Genomic DNA, 17,619 nt, shown 5'->3' on the forward strand with positions numbered 1-17,619 from the left:
CTGATTTCTATGACACTTGCAAGTTATTATTATATATTTTTTGATTTTTTATGATGGCAAAAATTCTATGAATGATCTTATTTCTTACAGCATTTAAGACGCTCATTTTGTTTTTGCCTTCATTTACCTTTCGATGGTAATATTGTTTTAAATCAGAAGGCAATTGGATCGCCCTCATGGCTGCTAAATGCAGTATTTTCTTAATGCCTTTATCTGCATAGATAGAAACCGATGCCCTACCAAAAACAGAAGTTCCTGAACTTTTTGAAAATGGCGCCACTCCAGCATAACAGGCAAATTTACGAGGATTTGTGATCGATTTAAATGCATTTGTTTTAATCAACATATTCCACGATAAAATAGGACCTACTCCAGGAATAGCACGTATTAAATGGTATTGGTGCTTCAATACACTATTGTGCTCAATAACCTCAATTATTGATTTGTCGGTTTGTTTTATTTTTTCAGTTAGTAATTGAATAAGTTCAGCTCCGTGCTCTTCCAGTTGCGGCAAGTCAAGATCTGCAATCAGTAGGTTTTCTTTGTTTTTTGCTTTGAGTTGGGCTCTTTGCTTAATTAACAGGTTCCTATGGGATATAAGTGCTTTCAGCTTTTCTATTCCCGGTTCTGGTTTTTGATGTGGTTCGAGTTCTGTGTGGTTTTTTTCCAGGAATTTAGCAATACGGAAGGCATCTATAATATCATCTTTTCCTCTGGTGAGTCCAATACTTTTGTGTAAATGCAAAGGATTTACTTCGTAAAAAACGATATTTAAAGAGGTTAAGACTTCAATAATCTTACGGCCATATCGCCCCGTATTCTCAATACAGACTTTTAAACTTTGTGGCTTTGAGCCACTAAAAAAAACTTTTATAGCTTTTTTGTTGTTATCAATACGTTTGGCCAGTTTCTTCTCACCTTTTATAGAACAAATATCCAATGTGTTTTTACTGATATCAATACCTACAAAAGTCAATGAATTTTTCATAATTTTGGTTTTAGTTATGAATGGATTAAATTAAATAGGACTCAATTCCTTAATAATGGGCTTTTAATCCCGAATTTCTATTTGAGTTACTATTTAGGGAAAGAGTAGGTACTGAATCAGCATATAGCTCTTTTAACTGGAACTTGTTATAGTTAGCCTACTCTTTTTTAATCCTTAATTTACACAAATTTTACTCTTGCAAGTCTAAAGGAACTTGTTTTCAGCTTCTAAGGTGTTTTGATTATCAATTTTTTAGATCCCCGATAAAGAATCGGGGCAGGCTCTGAAATAAATCCAGGATGACAATTTTAAGAACTTTTCAGACAGCTTTTTTTTAATACATCAGTTTAATTTCTTTTAAATCGAAGGTTTTAAACTTTTCGTCTTCAACTTCGATATTTAGCCTTCCACTCTTTGTCACCCCTCGAATAATACCGGTAAGAAAGGAAGCATCAGGTAGCTGAAAAGTAGACACCCTATCCCTTCTAAATAAATGCTCTGTATACTCTTTTAAAATAGACGTTTCGGCAAATGCAGTAATTTCGGTAATCTTTTTTTCGAATTCATCCGTAATTTTTTTAAGCAATTCGTCCAGGTTAAATTGACTTCCGGTAACAAGTTTAAGGGAAGAAGCTTGTGGCAAACCGGGAAAATTTGTTTGATTTACATTAAGGCCTACCCCAATTACCGAAGCTGCAATTTCATTGTTTTTTAGAATATTTTCGATAAGAATTCCGCTTATTTTATAGCGTTCTGACAATATGTCGTTAGGCCATTTCACCTTTAAAGCGGGAACATTAAATTCCTGAAGCACTTTAAGAATGGCCAAAGAAACCGTAGCGCTCATCAAAAATTGATGGTTTACATGTACCTTAATTTTTGGGTATAGTACGCTAAAGGTTAGGTTTTCACCTGCATTAGAATGCCAACCAGCACCCCTTTGCCCCCGGCCTCTAGTTTGCTCGTAAGCTACTACACATACCGGCTTAAATGAAGTATTTCCGCGATAAAGTTCCCGGGCAAATTCGTTGGTAGAATTGGTGGCATTAACTTTGATTATACGCATAATAGTAAATAGAAATAAAACAGGCGTTAAATGTTATGTAAACAACACCCATTAACAGCCAAAAAGTAATAACTTTGCGAAAATAATTAATTTTAATGGCAAACAAAGCACCGAACAACGATCAACTTATTGCACATATAATTAAAGGAATTGAAGACGTAAAAGGTAACGATATTGATATTCTGGACCTTAGACAAATTGAAAACACCGTTTGTGATTATTTTATAATTTGTAATGGTACTTCCAACACACAGGTAAACGCCATAGTGAATTCCGTTCAAAAAACTGTAAGTAAAGCTCTTAAAGATAAACCCTGGCACATAGAAGGTGGAGAAAATGCCGAATGGGTACTTTTAGACTATGTGAACGTAGTTGTACACGTTTTCCAAAAACATATCAGAGAGTTTTACGATATTGAAAGCCTTTGGGGGGATGCAAAAATCACTTCCATAGAAACAAATTATTAATTATCTAATTTAGAATTACCGAGAATGGCGAAACAGCAACCCAAAAAAAACATTGATCCCAAAAAGCCTAAATTTAGTGCTTATTGGATCTATGCCGCTATAATAATCTTCTTTTTAGGACTTAACTTTTTTAGCGGAGGCGGTTTTAGTGAACCTGCTAAAACCAACCCGGCAGAATTTCTTAATTTCTTAAGGGAGGGAGACGTAAAGAAGGTAGAAATTGTAAACCGTAAACAAGCCAAAGTCTATCTCACTGAAGAAGCTTCCCAAAAAGAGATTCATAAAAATGCAAACGATCCGGAATTATTCAATACCGGCGGGGAAACCCCTGCCTATAGTTTTGAGTTTGGAGATCTGCAAAATCTTGAAAACGATATAAAAGAGATAAAAGCAGAGAACAATCTTGAAACGACGGTGGTTTACGATACACAAAGCAATGTTTTGGGAGAAGTATTCTGGGCATTGTTGCCATTTATTTTAATAATTGGTGTTTGGATTTTCATCATGCGCAAAATGAGTTCCGGTGCCGGTGGTGGTGCAGGAGGCCAAATTTTTAATATCGGAAAATCAAAAGCTAAATTATTCGACCAAAATACCGATGTAAAGACATCTTTTAAAGATGTGGCCGGCTTAGAAGGTGCAAAAGAAGAAGTTCAGGAAATTGTAGATTTTTTAAAACAACCAGACAAATACACCTCTCTAGGGGGTAAAATTCCAAAAGGAGCACTTTTGGTAGGACCTCCCGGAACCGGTAAAACCTTACTGGCAAAAGCCGTTGCCGGTGAAGCCAAAGTGCCTTTCTTTTCACTTTCCGGTTCAGACTTCGTAGAGATGTTTGTAGGGGTGGGTGCCTCAAGGGTACGCGACTTGTTTAAACAGGCGAAAGAAAAATCACCATCAATTATTTTTATAGATGAAATAGATGCCATTGGACGTGCCCGTGGAAAAAGCAATTTCTCAGGTTCTAATGATGAACGTGAAAACACCTTAAACCAGTTACTAACAGAAATGGATGGTTTTGGAACAAACACCAACGTAATTGTAGTAGCTGCCACTAACCGTGCCGATGTTTTAGATAAAGCCTTAATGCGTGCCGGAAGATTTGACCGTCAAATTTATGTAGACCTACCCGATCTAAACGAGCGAAAGGAAATTTTTGAAGTTCATTTAAAGCCGCTTAAAAAAGTAGCCGATGAACTGGATACTGAATTTTTAGCAAAACAAACACCGGGATTCTCTGGTGCAGATATTGCCAATGTTTGCAACGAAGCTGCCTTAATTGCCGCTCGTAAAGGTAACAAAGCTGTTGGTAAACAAGATTTTCTTGATGCTGTAGACCGAATTGTTGGCGGCCTGGAGAAAAAGAATAAAATTATTACGCCCGATGAAAAAAAGGCCATTGCCTATCACGAAGCCGGTCACGCGACTGTGAGCTGGATGTTAGAGCACGCAGCCCCACTTGTTAAAGTAACAATTGTGCCACGCGGGCAATCTTTAGGAGCTGCCTGGTATTTACCTGAAGAGCGACTAATTGTTAGACCAGAGCAGATGCTTGATGAAATGTGTGCTGCCCTTGGAGGAAGAGCTGCAGAGAAGGTAGTTTTTAATAAAATTTCAACAGGTGCTTTAAGCGATCTTGAGAAAGTTACCAAGCAGGCCAAAGCAATGGTCACCATTTACGGTCTAAATGATAAGATTGGAAATTTAACCTATTATGATTCTTCAGGACAGGGCGAATATAACTTTACCAAGCCTTATAGTGAAAGCACATCTGAGCTTATTGATAAAGAGATTTCTAACCTAATTGAAACTCAATATCAGCGTGCCATAGATTTGCTTACTGAGCATAAAGACAAACTGGGTCAATTGGCAGATATCCTTCTGGACAAGGAAGTGATTTTTAAGGATGATTTAGAGCGTATCTTCGGAAAAAGGCCTTACGACAAAGAGGAGGAAAAAACCGAAGTGCAAGGAAAAAAAGAAACGCCTAAAGTTGAAGAAAAAGCTTCGGAAACCGAAGAGCAGCATCCAGCTCCCGGAACCTCAGAAGATAAAGATACATTAACCGAAAACAATTCGGTTAATAAATAGTTCACAACCACGGTTTAAAAAATCTTAATTTGCCATAGTGTTAAATTAAGATTTTTTACCTTTGGTTAAAATGACGTCGAGAACCACACCCAAAATTCTATGAGTCTATTTAGAAGATTTCTTAACCCTAAATCTAAATCAGACAAGAAGCAGGAATCTCCTGAAAAAGCTGAGCGGGGAAAATACATGCCTGAGGTAAAATTACCTACCGATGAACGTTTCATGTTGAATTTCAAAAACAACGGAGGTAAATTCCTTTATTGTGAGAACGATAATGAAATGCTTGAGGCTTTTGACAATATTTTACTGGAAAACGACTGGTACGAAAAACAGTGCTTTTGTCTGGATCCAAATCTTCAAGATAAATTTAAAGGTTTCAACCTGGATTTCACAAAGTCTGGTTCTGCCCCTTTTTTTCTATCTACCTGCGAGTATTTGGTAGCCAATGATGGTTCTATACTCATCTCTTCAAATCAAATTAAAGAGTGCAAACTCAATGATTTACCCGATAATTTTGTTATTATCTCTTCTACAAGTCAGTTAATTGATACTATTGGCGAAGGTTTACGTGGCATCAAATTTAGGAACAAGCAAAGAATCCCTTCTAACATCACGACCATTAAAAATTTTGAAACTCAAAAAGAGGGTGACTTTATGAGCTATGGAAGTAGTACAAAAAACCTATATTTGCTCCTGCTGGAAGATTTATAAATATGAGGGAAGCCATTATTAGAACTATTTCAGGATTATTGTATGTATCCATATTGGTTGCTTCCATACTTTCTTCCGAATTTATCTTTATTAGTTTATTTTATTTGCTCGGACTTGTGTGCCTCATAGAAATGCAAAAATTATTGCATCTCAAAAGCTATGCGCTTTATGCTGTACAAGCTTTGCTTTTCTACCTCTTTAGCTATCTTAAGTTTAATCAGGACGCCACCATACTCTTACTTTTTATAACCATTTTTGTAAATCTATTTTTGGTTAAAGATTTGTTGGTGGTAAGAAAAATACCCGTTTTTGAAAAGAAGAAATATATTATAATTATTTTTTATCTCATTTCTTCTGTTATTTTCCTTACACTAATCCCAACTATAGAAGGTGTCTTTATCCCTAAATTGGTAGTTGGCATCTTTATACTTATTTGGACTAACGATACATTTGCTTATATTGTAGGTAAGAATTTTGGCAGCAAGAAGCTTTTTGAAAGAATTTCGCCTAACAAAACAGTAGAAGGTTTCCTGGGTGGTGTGGTTTTTAGTGGAATAGCAAGTTTTTTTATTTTCTATTACACACAATTTCTCACTTTCCCCATTTGGCTTGGCTTAGCCATTATACTGAGTGTTTTTGGGACTTTAGGAGATCTTATCCAATCAAAATTTAAACGTCAGGCCGGTGTAAAAGACAGCGGAAAACTAATGCCAGGCCACGGCGGATTATTTGACAGGTTAGATAGTATTATTTTTTCAAGTCCGTTTGTATATGCTTATCTCTATATTCTAGATTATGTTTCATAAAGAAGGTTATAAAATTATGGCGATAGCAGCTGTGCTGCTTATTGCAATAAACGTAGTATCATATTCGTTTATAAACACCTATTGGATAAAATTTGCTATCCTGGTGGTTACTATCGTTCTATTTTTGCTAATCATTCAGTTTTTTAGAAATCCTAAAAGAAAAACTGTTTTAAATGATACCAATGTAATTGCACCCGTAGATGGTAAAGTTGTAGCCATTGAAGAGGTTGAAGAAAAAGAATACTTTAAAGATAAGCGTATTCAGGTATCTATTTTCATGTCGCCAATTAATGTGCACGTAACAAGGCACCCTATTGGTGGTAAAGTGAAATACAGTAAATATCATCCGGGTAAATTTTTAGTAGCCTGGCATCCTAAATCTAGTGAAGAGAACGAAAGAACCACGGTTGTTGTGGAAAACCCTGTTGCCGGTGAGATATTATACAGGCAAATTGCCGGAGCATTAGCAAAAAGAATTGTAAACTATGCTAAAGTTGACGACAAAGTTATTCAGGGTAGCGATAGTGGATTCATAAAATTTGGATCCCGGGTAGACGTTTTCCTACCGCTAAACACCCCTATTTTGGTTGAATTAGATCAAAAAGTAAAAGGTGGCCTAAGCGTGATAGCCAATATTGAAGAATAAGCAAAACGTTATGTCTTATACAACAGAAGAAAAATTTTTAAAAGCATATGAAATGGCGAGCAAAACCACTCAAAAATTTGCGCCAGATATTATGTTGCATTTTTATGCTTATTACAAAAAAGCCACTCAGGTAAATGGTTTTTACGCCCCTCCCATGAGCGAAGGCGATATTAGGAATGCCTTTAAAGTAAACGCTTTATTACAGATAAAAAATATTAGCAAGCAGGAAGCCCGCGAAAAGTATATAGAGCTGGTAGAAGAACATATTGGCGAAGTAACATAATTGTAGTTACTCCGCCTTTATTTTTGTTTTAACTTAAACCTTTTAAGCTGGCTTTAATAGCTTTAATCTTCGCCTCAGCATCAGCTTTCTTTGCTTTTTCTATAGCTACAACTTTTTCGGGCGCATTATTTACAAATCGCTCGTTAGAGAGCTTCTTCTCTACAGATTTTAGGAAGCCTTCATTATATTTTAATTCTTCTTCCAGTTTTTCAATTTCAGCTTCAACATCAATAGCACCGGCAATAGGAATAAAGTACTCATTAGATTTCACTCGGAAGGAAAGCGCACCTTCCACCTGTGTATCTACGTAATTAAAAGCATTTATATTACCCATCTTTAAGATCACAGGATCAAAGAATTCTGAAGCATTTTCGTTGTTCATTACCATTAGGTCTATGGTATTTTTAAACGAGATATTTTTCTCTTTTCTTACCTTTCTTATCCCTGCAATGACTTCTGAAGCCAAAGCAAATTCGTTAATTATTCCTTCGTTATAATCCTTAATCTCCGGCCATTTCGCTACAATTAAGGCTTCAGAAGGTTTTCTTTCAGTAATTTCCTGCCAAATTTCCTCAGTAACAAACGGCATAAACGGATGAAGAATTTTTAAGTTATCTTCTAAAATTTCTATTACTGCTTTATATGTTTTGCCATCTATAGGCTCACCGTAAGCCGGTTTTACCATCTCAAGGAACCAGGAACAGTAATCGTCCCAAATCAACTTATAAGTGCTCATTAAAGCATCACTCATCCTATATTTAGCGTAGTGATCTTCAATTTCCACGAGGGTTTTTCTAAACCTGGCGGTGTACCAATTAATTGCAATTTTTGAGGTTTCGTCCTGCTCCTTTTCTTCAGAAACTTCCCAGCCCTTTACCAGCCTGAATGCGTTCCAAATTTTATTTGAAAATGCACTACCCTGTTTACAAAGATCTTCTTCAAACATCAAATCGTTTCCGGCCGGAGAACTTAAAAGCATTCCTACCCTAACACCATCGGCTCCATATTGCTCTATTAAACCTAGCGGATCGGGTGAATTCCCTAAGGACTTGGACATTTTTCTCCGCTGCTTATCACGAACAATCCCGGTAAGATAAACGTTTTTAAATGGTCGTTCTCCCCTGTATTCGTAACCGGCCATAATCATTCGTGCTACCCAGAAAAATAAAATTTCGGGAGCAGTCACAAGATCGTTAGTTGGATAATAATATTTAATTTCTTCATTCTCCGGTTCTAAAATCCCATTAAAGACACTCATGGGCCATAACCAGGAAGAAAACCAAGTATCCAGAGCATCTTTATCCTGAATTAATTCTTCTGCCTTTAAATGGGCATTTCCAGACTTTTCTCTCGCTTTCTCCAGGGCTTTCTCTGCAGTTTCGGCAACCACAAAGTCTTCTTTTCCGCTACCGTAAAAATAAGCCGGAATTTGATGTCCCCATAAAAGCTGACGGGAGATATTCCAGTCACGAACATTCTCCATCCAATGCTTATAGGTATTCAAAAATTTATCGGGCACCAGGTTAATTTCATCACCAACAACAGCATCTATTGCAGGTTTGGCCATTTCTTTCATCTTTAGAAACCACTGGTCACTAAGTTTGGGTTCTATAACAGCACCGGTGCGTTCACTGGTCCCTACTTTATTAATATGCTCTTCAATTTTGGTAAGCACGCCCATTTCTTTTAGTTCTTCTACGATCTCCTTTCTAACCTGGAACCTATCTTTCCCTTCATAATGCATTCCGTAAGCATTAAGACTGGCATCGTCGTTAAGGATATCTATCACTTCAAGATTATGCTTATCTCCAAGCATTTTATCATTTTCATCATGGGCCGGCGTCACTTTTAAGCAACCCGTACCAAACTCTACATCTACATATTCGTCTTCAATAATTGGGATTACCCTATTACAAATTGGAACAATCGCTTTTTTACCTTTTAAATGGGCAAAACGTTCATCGTTTGGATTGATACAAATTGCCGTATCCCCCAATATAGTTTCGGGACGTGTAGTAGCTATACTTAATACGTCATCACTACCTTCTACTTTATAATTAAGATAAAAAAGCTCGCCCTGTTTCTCTAAATGAATTACTTCCTCGTCAGAAAGGGTAGTTTTTGCCTGTGGGTCCCAATTTACCATTCGATACCCGCGGTAAATGAGTCCTTTTTCATATAAATCAACAAAAACCTTAATTACAGAAGCTGACATCTTTTCATCCATGGTAAACTTGGTGCGTTCCCAATCGCAGGAGGCCCCCAGCTTTTTTAGTTGCTCAAGGATAATCCCCCCATGTTTATGTGTCCACTCCCAGGCATGCTGTAGAAATTCCTCACGACTAAGATCGTTTTTATCAATTCCTTCTGCCTTTAATTTTGCCACTACTTTTGCCTCAGTTGCAATAGAAGCATGATCGGTACCCGGCACCCAACAGGCATTATAGCCTTTTAATCGAGCTCTTCTCACTAAAACATCCTGAATGGTATTGTTAAGCATATGCCCCATATGTAAAACACCGGTTACGTTTGGTGGTGGAATTACAATAGTGTATGGTTCTCTATCGTCTACCTCTGAATGAAAATAATTGTTTTCCATCCAGTAGTTATACCATTTATCTTCTACTTTTTTTGAATCGTATTGGGAAGCAATCGCCATATTGGTCTGGTTTTTGAAAAATAAGAGCAAAAGTAAATATAACTTAAGGATTATAAAAGAAGTTGATTTGATTATAATTTTGTGTACACAGCAATTCGGCTTATTTTTATCATTCGTTTTTAAATATTAATAATTATGAAGAAATTTATTGCTATCGCCATTTTTGTTGTTGCTGGTATAGGCACGGTTATGGCGCAGGAAAAAGCCAAGATAGAATTCAAAACTGAAACTATTGAATATGGCGAAATAGAAAAAGGAAGTGATGGTGTTCGCGTTTTTGAATTCACCAATACAGGCAATGCCCCATTGGTTATTGCCAATGTAACCTCTAGTTGTGGTTGCACCATTCCTAAAAAACCGGAAGAACCAATTAAGCCGGGAGAAACAGGAGAGATTCAGGTAAAGTACAACACAAATCTTGTAGGCCCAATTAGAAAAACAATCACTGTATATTCTAATGCCGAAGAATCAACAAAATCACTTAAAATTAAGGGGCGGGTTATTGAAAAAGATAATAATAGTCTTAACTATTAAAGCCTAAAAAGCCGTTTAAAAAGTCTTATGCACATTAAAATAAGCTTGTAAAGTTTTTAAAATTATAAATCTTGAATCAAGTTTAGATTAGCGTTATCTGGCATTTTAAACGGCTACTTCTATACTTTTAAGTTTCAAATTTAATTTTAAGGAACAATTTTTAGTTTTTGATAAATTATAACTAAAAACTAATCAGAAATCTTCTTAGATTTTTGCATGTTTGCAATGTATTAAAATAAATCTCATGCCAAATATATCGAACAAAGGGCGCAATATGCCCGAATCTCCAATAAGAAAACTAGTACCCTTTGCTGAAGCAGCTGTAAAAAAGGGAAAAAAAATCTATCAATTAAATATTGGCCAACCGGATATTGAAACCCCAAAAGCAGCTTTGGCAGCAGTTAAAAGCAATGATATAGATGTGCTTTCATACAGTCATTCTGCGGGTTTTGAATCTTATAGAACCAAACTAGCCCAATATTATAGAAAAAATGATATCCCGGTAGATGCACAGGATATTATTATTTCAACCGGGGGCTCTGAAGCTTTGATGTTTGCTATGGGAAGTATTACCGACCCGGGTGATGAGGTAATTATCCCAGAGCCTTTTTACGCAAATTACAATGGTTTTGCAACCGCATCTGGGGTGCAAATCGTTCCCATTAAAGGAAGCATAGAAAATAATTTTTCGCTTCCTGCAATTTCAGAATTTGAAAAATTAATCACCGACAAAACAAGGGCTATTCTTTTATGTAATCCCGGAAATCCTACCGGTTATTTATACACCCGTGAAGAAATACAGCAACTTGCAGATTTAGCCCTGAAACATGACCTTTTTATTGTTGCCGATGAAGTGTATCGTGAGTTTGCATACGATGGGGTTAAGCATCATTCCATTATGAGTATTCCCGGCCTGGAACAACACGCCATTATGGTAGATTCGGTTTCTAAACGCTACAGTATGTGCGGAGCAAGAATTGGCTGTCTTGTTTCAAAAAACCTGGAAGTAATGCGTGCTGCCATGAAATTTGCACAGGCAAGATTGAGCCCGCCTACCTTCGCTCAAATAGCCGCAGAAGCTGCATTAGACACTCCAGATGAATATTTTGATGAAGTAAACAAAGAATATACAGAGCGAAGAAATCTTTTAATTGAAGGTTTAGAGAGTATACCGGGTGTAAAAGTTGCCAAACCTAAGGGGGCCTTCTATTGCATTGCCGAGCTTCCTGTTGAAAATGCCGACAATTTTTCACAGTGGTTGTTAGAAAGTTTCGATTACAATAATGAAACGGTAATGATAGCTCCTGCAGCCGGCTTCTACTCTACCCCTAACACCGGTCTAAACCAGGTGAGAATTGCATATGTATTAAAGAAAGAAAATCTGGAGAGAGCCATTGAAATCCTAAAGATTGCTCTAAAAGAATATAATAAATAACACATCATCTATGCAGGTTGCTGAAAATTTCTCCCTGAAGCAATACAATACTTTTGGTGTAGATGTAAAAGCCAGAAAATTCATATCTGTAAGCAGTAAAAAAGAGTTACGTGATGTTTTACAGCAGGCTTATGCAACAGAGATATTTGTACTGGGAGGCGGTAGCAATATGCTGCTTACCCAGGATATAGATAAAACGGTTGTTCATATTAACATTAGTGGAATTGAACTTATTTCTGAAAACAACGAAGAAGTTATCTTAAAAGTTGGTGCCGGCGAAAACTGGCACCAATTTGTATTATATTGTATTGAAAAAGGCTATGGCGGACTCGAAAATCTTTCTTTAATACCCGGTAATGTAGGTACTGCTCCTGTTCAAAACATTGGTGCTTATGGGGTTGAACTTAAAGACAGCTTTAAATCTTGTGAAGCCCTGCGCATACAAACTTTGGAAGTTGAAACCTTCAATAACGAACAATGTGAATTTGGTTACCGAAACTCTGTTTTTAAAAACAAACTAAAAGGTCAATACATTATCACCTCGGTAAACTTTAAACTTAGTAAAAAAAATCATGAGTTAAGCACTTCTTACGGTGCGATCCAGGCCGAATTAGACAAGCATAATATCAAAAAACCTACTATTAAAAATATTTCTGATGCCGTTGTACATATTCGTCAACAGAAACTACCAGATCCGAGGGAGTTGGGCAATAGTGGGAGCTTTTTTAAAAACCCAATAGTTAGCGAGACTGAATTCAAGAAGTTACAACAGCAATTTCCTGAAATGCCCTTTTACGCTGTGCAGGCCAACCAAATTAAAATCCCTGCAGGCTGGCTTATAGACCAGGCAGGTTTAAAAGGATATCGCAAAGCTGATGCCGGTATACATAAAAACCAGGCTTTGGTTTTGGTAAATTACGGAAATGCCAGCGGGCAAGAAATTTTAGAATTATCTAAAGAAATTCAGGAAAAAATTTATCAGAAGTATAATATAAAACTAGAAGCTGAAGTGAACATTTTTTAGATAAAAAGTTTAAAATTGATTTTACAAAAAATATCCCCGCAACAGGATACTAAAAAAAGAGGCTGTTTATAAACAGCCTCTTTATATTTGTTAATCAATCAATATTTACGAAGCTTTTTTCATTACTACACCGTCAATAAGGTGCACCATTCCGTTAGAAGCTTCAATATCTGTAGCGATAATGGTAGCTGTGTTCCCATTTCCATCCTTAAGCACAATATTATCTCCATCTGCCATAGCTGTAAGTTCTGCCCCTTCCATAGTAGCAAAAGTTACTTCACCACCTCCATCTTCAATCATCTGACTTAAATCTGAAGCCGTAATTTCTTTATCTACTACGTGATATTTAAGAACACCTGCTAATTGATCTTTATTCTCACTCTTCATCAATTCATCTAAGGTAGCTTTATCAACTTTTTCGAAAGCACTGTTGGTAGGTGCAAAAACTGTATATGGACCTTCATCTTCGGTAAAGGTTGTTGCCAATTCGGCATTTTTCAATGCACTAACTAAGGTACTTAGAGAATCGGTTGCCATCGCTTTGGCAGCAATACTATTAGATTCCATTTCCATGCGTTCCTCTTCAGCTTTCATTTTAGCCTCTTGCTCTGCTGCTTCCTGCTCCATTTTTGCCTTTTCCTCTTCCTTCTTCTTGGTATCTTCGCAAGAAGTAAAGCTAAATGCAAAAACAGCTAACATTATTAATAAAATTTTAGATTTCATAATTTAGTTTTTAATGGTTTAGACCTCCTAATTTATCACCTAAACTTTACAATTACAGCGCATTACGATTAAATTTTAGTTAAAGTGTGTAAAGCTTATGCTAATATGCGTTTGAATTTTCCCAAAAGTCAATTTATTGCTATTTTTGCACTAAATTTCATCGTGTGACGGCCAGAGGGGTATTACATAGATTTTTTAAGGTTTAGATATAAAATCTATAGTCTTTAAATTTCGATTTTTGGCTAAATATCTAATGTCACATTCATATTGAAATTAATTAGAAGGGGGAGAAATTAGAAATATCACGTAGTTATGCAGTTACTTATAATAACAGTTTTGCTTTTAGGGTTGGCTTTCGCCGGAATAGCCATTAAAATATGGGGAAAAAAAGACGGTAAATTTGCCGGAACCTGTGCCAGCCAGAGCCCATTTTTGAATAAAGAAGGAGAAGCTTGCAGTTTTTGCGGAAAATTACCCGAAGAACAAGGCGATTGTTCTGGAGAAAAGAAGGCTAACTAAGTTTCATGGCAGCAATTCTACTGGGGCTTTTTTTTCTGTTTTCAATAATTATTTTAGGCTTTTACCTCGCTTTTTTTGCTTTTGCCAAAGATAAAAGTAAAAATCCCGAAGAGATAGACTTGCCTATATCGGTTATTGTTTGTGCCAAAAACGAAGCCGAAAATCTTAAAAACTTCCTTCCTCCCATTCTAGATCAGGACTACCCTAATTTTGAAGTAATTATTATAAATGATGCTTCTTTAGATAATACCTTAGAAGTTATAGAGCATTTTCAAAGCCTGGACGGCAGGGTTAAACTTGTAAATGTTAAAAACAATGAAGCATTTTGGGCAAATAAAAAATACGCACTTACCTTAGGTATAAAAAAGGCTCAAAACCCGTATTTAATATTTACCGATGCAGACTGTGCGCCACAAAGCCCAAATTGGATTAAACACATGGCTAACGGATTTCTGCAAGAAAAAAGCATTGTACTAGGCTATGGTGGGTATTTTAAAAACAGTAAGTCTTTACTAAACAAGCTAATTCGTTTTGAAACCTTACTTACCGCTATTCAATATTTCTCCTATGCAAAATTAGGAAACCCGTATATGGGTGTGGGAAGAAACCTGGCCTATACTTCCAAACAGTTTTACGACCAAAAAGGTTTTGCCAATCATTTACATTTAAGATCTGGAGATGATGACCTTTTTGTTAACGAAGCAGCAAACTTTAAAAACACCTTTATATGTCACCATCCGGAAGCAAGCACGAGAAGTGTTCCTAAAACAGATCTAAAATCCTGGTTTCACCAAAAAAGAAGACACGCATCAGTAGTAGGATTTTACAAAACAAAAGATAAAATATTATTGGGCTTGTTTTTTACTGCACGCTTCTTCTTTTGGATTTTACTTGCCATTTTGCTTATACTCCAGTTTCAGTGGCAACTGGTTGTAGGTTGCGCAGCAGTCGTGCTATTGGTACAGGGAATAGTGTACACACAATCGGCTAGAAAATTACAAGAAACAGATGTAATTTGGTTGTTTCCCTTTTTAGAAGTATTTTTAATTTTCACCCAATTTGGCATATTTATCGCGAACAGCATTTCAAAACCAAGGCATTGGAAATAGATCAGCAATTGCTCCTTACCCGAATTAAAGCGGCAAAAAATGGAAGCCAGTCGGCTTTTAATTATCTACTCGATACATTTTGGGACAGCGTATATGGATTTCAGCTTAAGAAAACGGGCAACGCGTACGAATCAGAAGATATCACTATTCAAACTTTTTCCAAAGCCTTTAAAAGGATTGAAACTTTTGATGAGGAATATTCTTTTAACACCTGGCTAATAGCCATTTCAAAGAATATTCATGTTGATATGATTAGGAAGCAAAAATCTTCTATTAGCTCTCAAACTACCTCAGACCAAAATGAAAAAGTATACCGCATAGCTGATGAAACACCTACAATTGAAGACAAATTAATTAGCGAACAACACTTAGCTCAACTACTTACCGACATTAAACAGTTAAAACCACACTACCAGGAAGTTATTAATCTTAGGTACTTTCAGGAAAAATCTTATAAAGAAATTGCTGAAACCCTGAATGAACCCATGAATAATGTAAAAGTAAAACTTTTAAGAGCCAGGAAGTTACTGGCAAAAATCATTGAAGAAAGAAAATCGGTGTAAGTTCTTTAGGACTTAACGATCTAATTTATGCAGTTCATTAGATTATTGTATCTTTGAAATCTAGATTTTTACTATGAGTACAGACACTATAAGCCCCGTAAAAGAAAAGCCTAAAGCTAAACCAAAATGGCTAAGGGTAAAACTTCCAACCGGTAAAAAATATACCGAACTTCGCAGCCTGGTAGACAAATATGATCTACATACAATTTGTACTTCCGGCAGCTGCCCAAATATGGGGGAATGCTGGAGTGAAGGTACTGCTACCTTTATGATTTTAGGAAATATTTGTACCCGTTCCTGCGGATTTTGTGGTGTAAAAACCGGCCGTCCGGAAACAGTAGATTGGGACGAACCTGAAAAAGTTGCCCGCTCTATAAAAATTATGGGGATTAAGCACGCCGTGGTAACCAGTGTAGACCGCGACGATCTTAAAGATATGGGATCTATAATTTGGGCGGAAACCGTGAAAGCCATTCGCCGAATGAACCCTGAAACCACCCTAGAAACTTTAATACCAGATTTTCAGGGAAATGAACGCAATATAGACCGTATAGTAGAAGTAATGCCAGAGGTGGTTTCCCACAATATGGAGACGGTTAGAAGACTTACCCGGGAGGTTAGAATTCAAGCCAAGTACGATCGTAGTCTTGAAGTTCTTCGCTATCTCAAGCAACAAGGTGTAAACAGAACCAAATCTGGAATTATGTTGGGACTTGGTGAACAGGAAAACGAAGTAATACAAACCCTGCATGATCTTAGAGCAGCAGACGTAGATGTGGTAACTATTGGGCAATACCTACAACCCAGTAAAAAACATTTACCGGTAAAGCAATTTATCACCCCAGATCAATTTAAAAAATATGAGGCAATTGGGCTGGACCTCGGATTTCGCCATGTAGAAAGTAGCGCCCTGGTTCGTTCTTCCTACAAAGCACATAAACATATAGATTAAGGTTTTTTTTTTCCGATTTAAATGAACAAAAGCATCAATATAGCCATAAACGGTTTTGGCCGTATTGGGCGAAGCCTATTTAGGCTTTTAATATCACATAAAAGCATCAATGTAGTTGCTATTAACGATGTGGCCGACGCCAAAACCCTGGCTCACCTTTTAAAATACGATAGTATCCACGGAATTTCGCCTGCTGAGATTTCTTCCGAAGAGGACAAGCTTATAGTAAATGGAATCTCTATCCCTCTATTAAACGAATCCCATCCCAAAGAGATTAACTGGGAGAAACATAGAGTTGATATTGTAGTAGAATCTACAGGAAGGTTCAAGACCAAAGAGGAACTTCAACATCACATTACCAATGGCGCGAAAAAGGTAATTTTATCTGTTCCACCTGAAGATAATGATATTAAAATGGTGGTATTGGGCGTCAATGAACATATCTTGGATGGTAGTGAAGAAATTATTTCAAATGCCAGCTGCACTACCAATAATGCCGCCCCCATGCTAAAATTGATTCATGAAAATTTTATAGTAGAACAAGCATATATTACAACCATACACTCATACACCTCAGACCAGAGCTTACACGACAAACCACATAGGGACCTTAGAAGAAGCCGTGCAGCAGCCCAATCTATAATTCCTACTACTACTGGAGCAGCAAAAGCATTAACCGGTATTTTCCCCGAGATTAGTGAAGTTATTGGAGGTTGTGGAATTAGGGTTCCCGTACCCAACGGTTCCCTAACAGATATGACCCTTAATGTTCGTAAAGAAACCAACATAACGGCCGTAAACAAACTCTTTAAAGATGCGGCTACAACTTCCTTAAAAGGAATTCTTAGTTACACCGAAGATCCCATTGTTTCTATAGACATTAACAATAATCCGCATTCTTGTATTTTTGATGCTCAAATGACATCGGTGATAAGTGGTAAGCTAGTCAAGATTATTGGATGGTATGATAATGAGATCGGTTATTCCAGTCGTCTTATCGATTTAATTTCAATGGTTAATGAGAAATAACTATCTTTATATCC

At 36.7% G+C, this 17,619-nt stretch carries 18 protein-coding genes; 14 read left to right on the plus strand and 4 right to left on the minus strand.

Features of this window, described 5'->3' with window-relative positions:
- Positions 1-7 precede the first annotated feature (7 nt).
- Positions 8-988: an IS110 family RNA-guided transposase gene (locus I6U49_RS03210; protein WP_198627550.1), complete on the minus strand. Its 981-nt coding sequence runs from the start codon at positions 986-988 to the stop codon at positions 8-10.
- Between the two features lie 334 nt (positions 989-1,322).
- Positions 1,323-2,054 (minus strand): biotin--[acetyl-CoA-carboxylase] ligase, encoded by a 732-nt coding sequence (locus I6U49_RS03215; protein ID WP_198627551.1) that lies wholly within the window; start codon positions 2,052-2,054, stop codon positions 1,323-1,325.
- Positions 2,055-2,149: 95 nt separating this feature from the next.
- On the opposite strand from I6U49_RS03215, the gene rsfS reads away from it, so the two are divergent.
- The 6 genes from rsfS to I6U49_RS03245 all read left to right on the plus strand — a co-directional run bounded on the left by rsfS (position 2,150) and on the right by I6U49_RS03245 (position 7,058).
- The gene (gene rsfS / locus I6U49_RS03220; RefSeq protein WP_193711044.1) at positions 2,150-2,521 is read left to right on the plus strand and encodes a ribosome silencing factor; all 372 of its coding nucleotides are present in this window, start codon (positions 2,150-2,152) and stop codon (positions 2,519-2,521) included.
- A 24-nt stretch (positions 2,522-2,545) separates the two neighbouring features.
- Positions 2,546-4,612 carry an ATP-dependent zinc metalloprotease FtsH gene (gene ftsH, locus I6U49_RS03225; protein ID WP_198627552.1) on the plus strand — a complete coding sequence of 689 codons (2,067 nt, stop codon included), beginning with the start codon at positions 2,546-2,548 and terminating at the stop codon, positions 4,610-4,612.
- A gap of 99 nt (positions 4,613-4,711) precedes the next feature.
- Positions 4,712-5,323, plus strand: coding sequence for an LUD domain-containing protein (locus tag I6U49_RS03230; protein ID WP_198627553.1), 612 nt, complete (start codon positions 4,712-4,714; stop codon positions 5,321-5,323).
- Between the two features lie 2 nt (positions 5,324-5,325).
- Complete coding sequence (locus I6U49_RS03235; RefSeq protein ID WP_193711047.1) at positions 5,326-6,129, plus strand: phosphatidate cytidylyltransferase; 804 nt, start codon at positions 5,326-5,328, stop codon at positions 6,127-6,129.
- Positions 6,119-6,775 (plus strand): phosphatidylserine decarboxylase family protein, encoded by a 657-nt coding sequence (locus I6U49_RS03240; RefSeq protein ID WP_198627554.1) that lies wholly within the window; start codon positions 6,119-6,121, stop codon positions 6,773-6,775. Before I6U49_RS03235 ends, I6U49_RS03240 begins: the two co-directional genes overlap by 11 nt.
- A gap of 10 nt (positions 6,776-6,785) precedes the next feature.
- A complete protein-coding gene (locus I6U49_RS03245) occupies positions 6,786-7,058 on the plus strand; it encodes an acyl-CoA-binding protein (RefSeq protein WP_198627555.1) in 273 nt (90 codons plus the stop codon).
- A 28-nt stretch (positions 7,059-7,086) separates the two neighbouring features.
- Here the strand turns inward: I6U49_RS03245 and I6U49_RS03250 are convergent, their stop codons facing one another.
- Positions 7,087-9,717, minus strand: coding sequence for a valine--tRNA ligase (locus I6U49_RS03250; RefSeq protein WP_198627556.1), 2,631 nt, complete (start codon positions 9,715-9,717; stop codon positions 7,087-7,089).
- A gap of 135 nt (positions 9,718-9,852) precedes the next feature.
- On the opposite strand from I6U49_RS03250, the gene I6U49_RS03255 reads away from it, so the two are divergent.
- The 3 genes from I6U49_RS03255 (at position 9,853) to murB (ending at position 12,710) form a co-directional block, all read left to right on the plus strand.
- On the plus strand, positions 9,853-10,251 hold the full coding sequence (locus I6U49_RS03255; RefSeq protein ID WP_198627557.1) for a DUF1573 domain-containing protein: 399 nt from the start codon (positions 9,853-9,855) through the stop codon (positions 10,249-10,251).
- A gap of 244 nt (positions 10,252-10,495) precedes the next feature.
- A complete protein-coding gene (locus I6U49_RS03260) occupies positions 10,496-11,686 on the plus strand; it encodes a pyridoxal phosphate-dependent aminotransferase (RefSeq protein ID WP_198627558.1) in 1,191 nt (396 codons plus the stop codon).
- A gap of 10 nt (positions 11,687-11,696) precedes the next feature.
- A complete protein-coding gene (gene murB, locus I6U49_RS03265; RefSeq protein WP_198627559.1) occupies positions 11,697-12,710 on the plus strand; it encodes a UDP-N-acetylmuramate dehydrogenase in 1,014 nt (337 codons plus the stop codon).
- 105 nt (positions 12,711-12,815) lie between these two features.
- Here murB and I6U49_RS03270 read toward each other — a convergent pair whose 3' ends face one another.
- A complete protein-coding gene (locus I6U49_RS03270) occupies positions 12,816-13,433 on the minus strand; it encodes a fasciclin domain-containing protein (RefSeq protein ID WP_198627560.1) in 618 nt (205 codons plus the stop codon).
- Positions 13,434-13,745: 312 nt separating this feature from the next.
- On the opposite strand from I6U49_RS03270, the gene I6U49_RS03275 reads away from it, so the two are divergent.
- The 5 genes from I6U49_RS03275 (at position 13,746) to gap (ending at position 17,605) form a co-directional block, all read left to right on the plus strand.
- Positions 13,746-13,952, plus strand: coding sequence for a membrane or secreted protein (locus I6U49_RS03275; protein ID WP_193711055.1), 207 nt, complete (start codon positions 13,746-13,748; stop codon positions 13,950-13,952).
- A 5-nt stretch (positions 13,953-13,957) separates the two neighbouring features.
- The gene (locus I6U49_RS03280; protein WP_193711056.1) at positions 13,958-15,061 is read left to right on the plus strand and encodes a glycosyltransferase; all 1,104 of its coding nucleotides are present in this window, start codon (positions 13,958-13,960) and stop codon (positions 15,059-15,061) included.
- Positions 15,052-15,624, plus strand: a complete 573-nt coding sequence (locus I6U49_RS03285; protein WP_198627561.1) for an RNA polymerase sigma factor — start codon at positions 15,052-15,054, stop codon at positions 15,622-15,624. Before I6U49_RS03280 ends, I6U49_RS03285 begins: the two co-directional genes overlap by 10 nt.
- Positions 15,625-15,697: 73 nt before the next feature.
- On the plus strand, positions 15,698-16,576 hold the full coding sequence (gene lipA / locus I6U49_RS03290) for a lipoyl synthase (RefSeq protein WP_193711058.1): 879 nt from the start codon (positions 15,698-15,700) through the stop codon (positions 16,574-16,576).
- Between the two features lie 21 nt (positions 16,577-16,597).
- A complete protein-coding gene (gap, locus tag I6U49_RS03295) occupies positions 16,598-17,605 on the plus strand; it encodes a type I glyceraldehyde-3-phosphate dehydrogenase (RefSeq protein ID WP_198627562.1) in 1,008 nt (335 codons plus the stop codon).
- Positions 17,606-17,619: the final 14 nt, after the last annotated feature.

Origin of the sequence: Salegentibacter maritimus, from assembly GCF_016236915.1 — a bacterium.
In the GTDB taxonomy this organism is placed as follows: domain Bacteria; phylum Bacteroidota; class Bacteroidia; order Flavobacteriales; family Flavobacteriaceae; genus Salegentibacter; species Salegentibacter maritimus.

Coding starts and splice junctions, on each gene's coding strand:
- I6U49_RS03280 (WP_193711056.1), top strand. CDS start 13,958: ATGGCAGCAATTCTACTGGGGCTTTTTTTTCTGTTTTCAATAATTATT.
- I6U49_RS03245 (WP_198627555.1), top strand. CDS start 6,786: ATGTCTTATACAACAGAAGAAAAATTTTTAAAAGCATATGAAATGGCG.
- I6U49_RS03230 (WP_198627553.1), top strand. CDS start 4,712: ATGAGTCTATTTAGAAGATTTCTTAACCCTAAATCTAAATCAGACAAG.
- murB (WP_198627559.1), top strand. CDS start 11,697: ATGCAGGTTGCTGAAAATTTCTCCCTGAAGCAATACAATACTTTTGGT.
- I6U49_RS03210 (WP_198627550.1), bottom strand. CDS start 988: ATGAAAAATTCATTGACTTTTGTAGGTATTGATATCAGTAAAAACACA.
- lipA (WP_193711058.1), top strand. CDS start 15,698: ATGAGTACAGACACTATAAGCCCCGTAAAAGAAAAGCCTAAAGCTAAA.
- I6U49_RS03260 (WP_198627558.1), top strand. CDS start 10,496: ATGCCAAATATATCGAACAAAGGGCGCAATATGCCCGAATCTCCAATA.
- I6U49_RS03240 (WP_198627554.1), top strand. CDS start 6,119: ATGTTTCATAAAGAAGGTTATAAAATTATGGCGATAGCAGCTGTGCTG.
- rsfS (WP_193711044.1), top strand. CDS start 2,150: ATGGCAAACAAAGCACCGAACAACGATCAACTTATTGCACATATAATT.
- I6U49_RS03235 (WP_193711047.1), top strand. CDS start 5,326: ATGAGGGAAGCCATTATTAGAACTATTTCAGGATTATTGTATGTATCC.
- ftsH (WP_198627552.1), top strand. CDS start 2,546: ATGGCGAAACAGCAACCCAAAAAAAACATTGATCCCAAAAAGCCTAAA.
- I6U49_RS03270 (WP_198627560.1), bottom strand. CDS start 13,433: ATGAAATCTAAAATTTTATTAATAATGTTAGCTGTTTTTGCATTTAGC.
- I6U49_RS03215 (WP_198627551.1), bottom strand. CDS start 2,054: ATGCGTATAATCAAAGTTAATGCCACCAATTCTACCAACGAATTTGCC.
- I6U49_RS03250 (WP_198627556.1), bottom strand. CDS start 9,717: ATGGCGATTGCTTCCCAATACGATTCAAAAAAAGTAGAAGATAAATGG.
- I6U49_RS03255 (WP_198627557.1), top strand. CDS start 9,853: ATGAAGAAATTTATTGCTATCGCCATTTTTGTTGTTGCTGGTATAGGC.
- gap (WP_198627562.1), top strand. CDS start 16,598: ATGAACAAAAGCATCAATATAGCCATAAACGGTTTTGGCCGTATTGGG.
- I6U49_RS03275 (WP_193711055.1), top strand. CDS start 13,746: ATGCAGTTACTTATAATAACAGTTTTGCTTTTAGGGTTGGCTTTCGCC.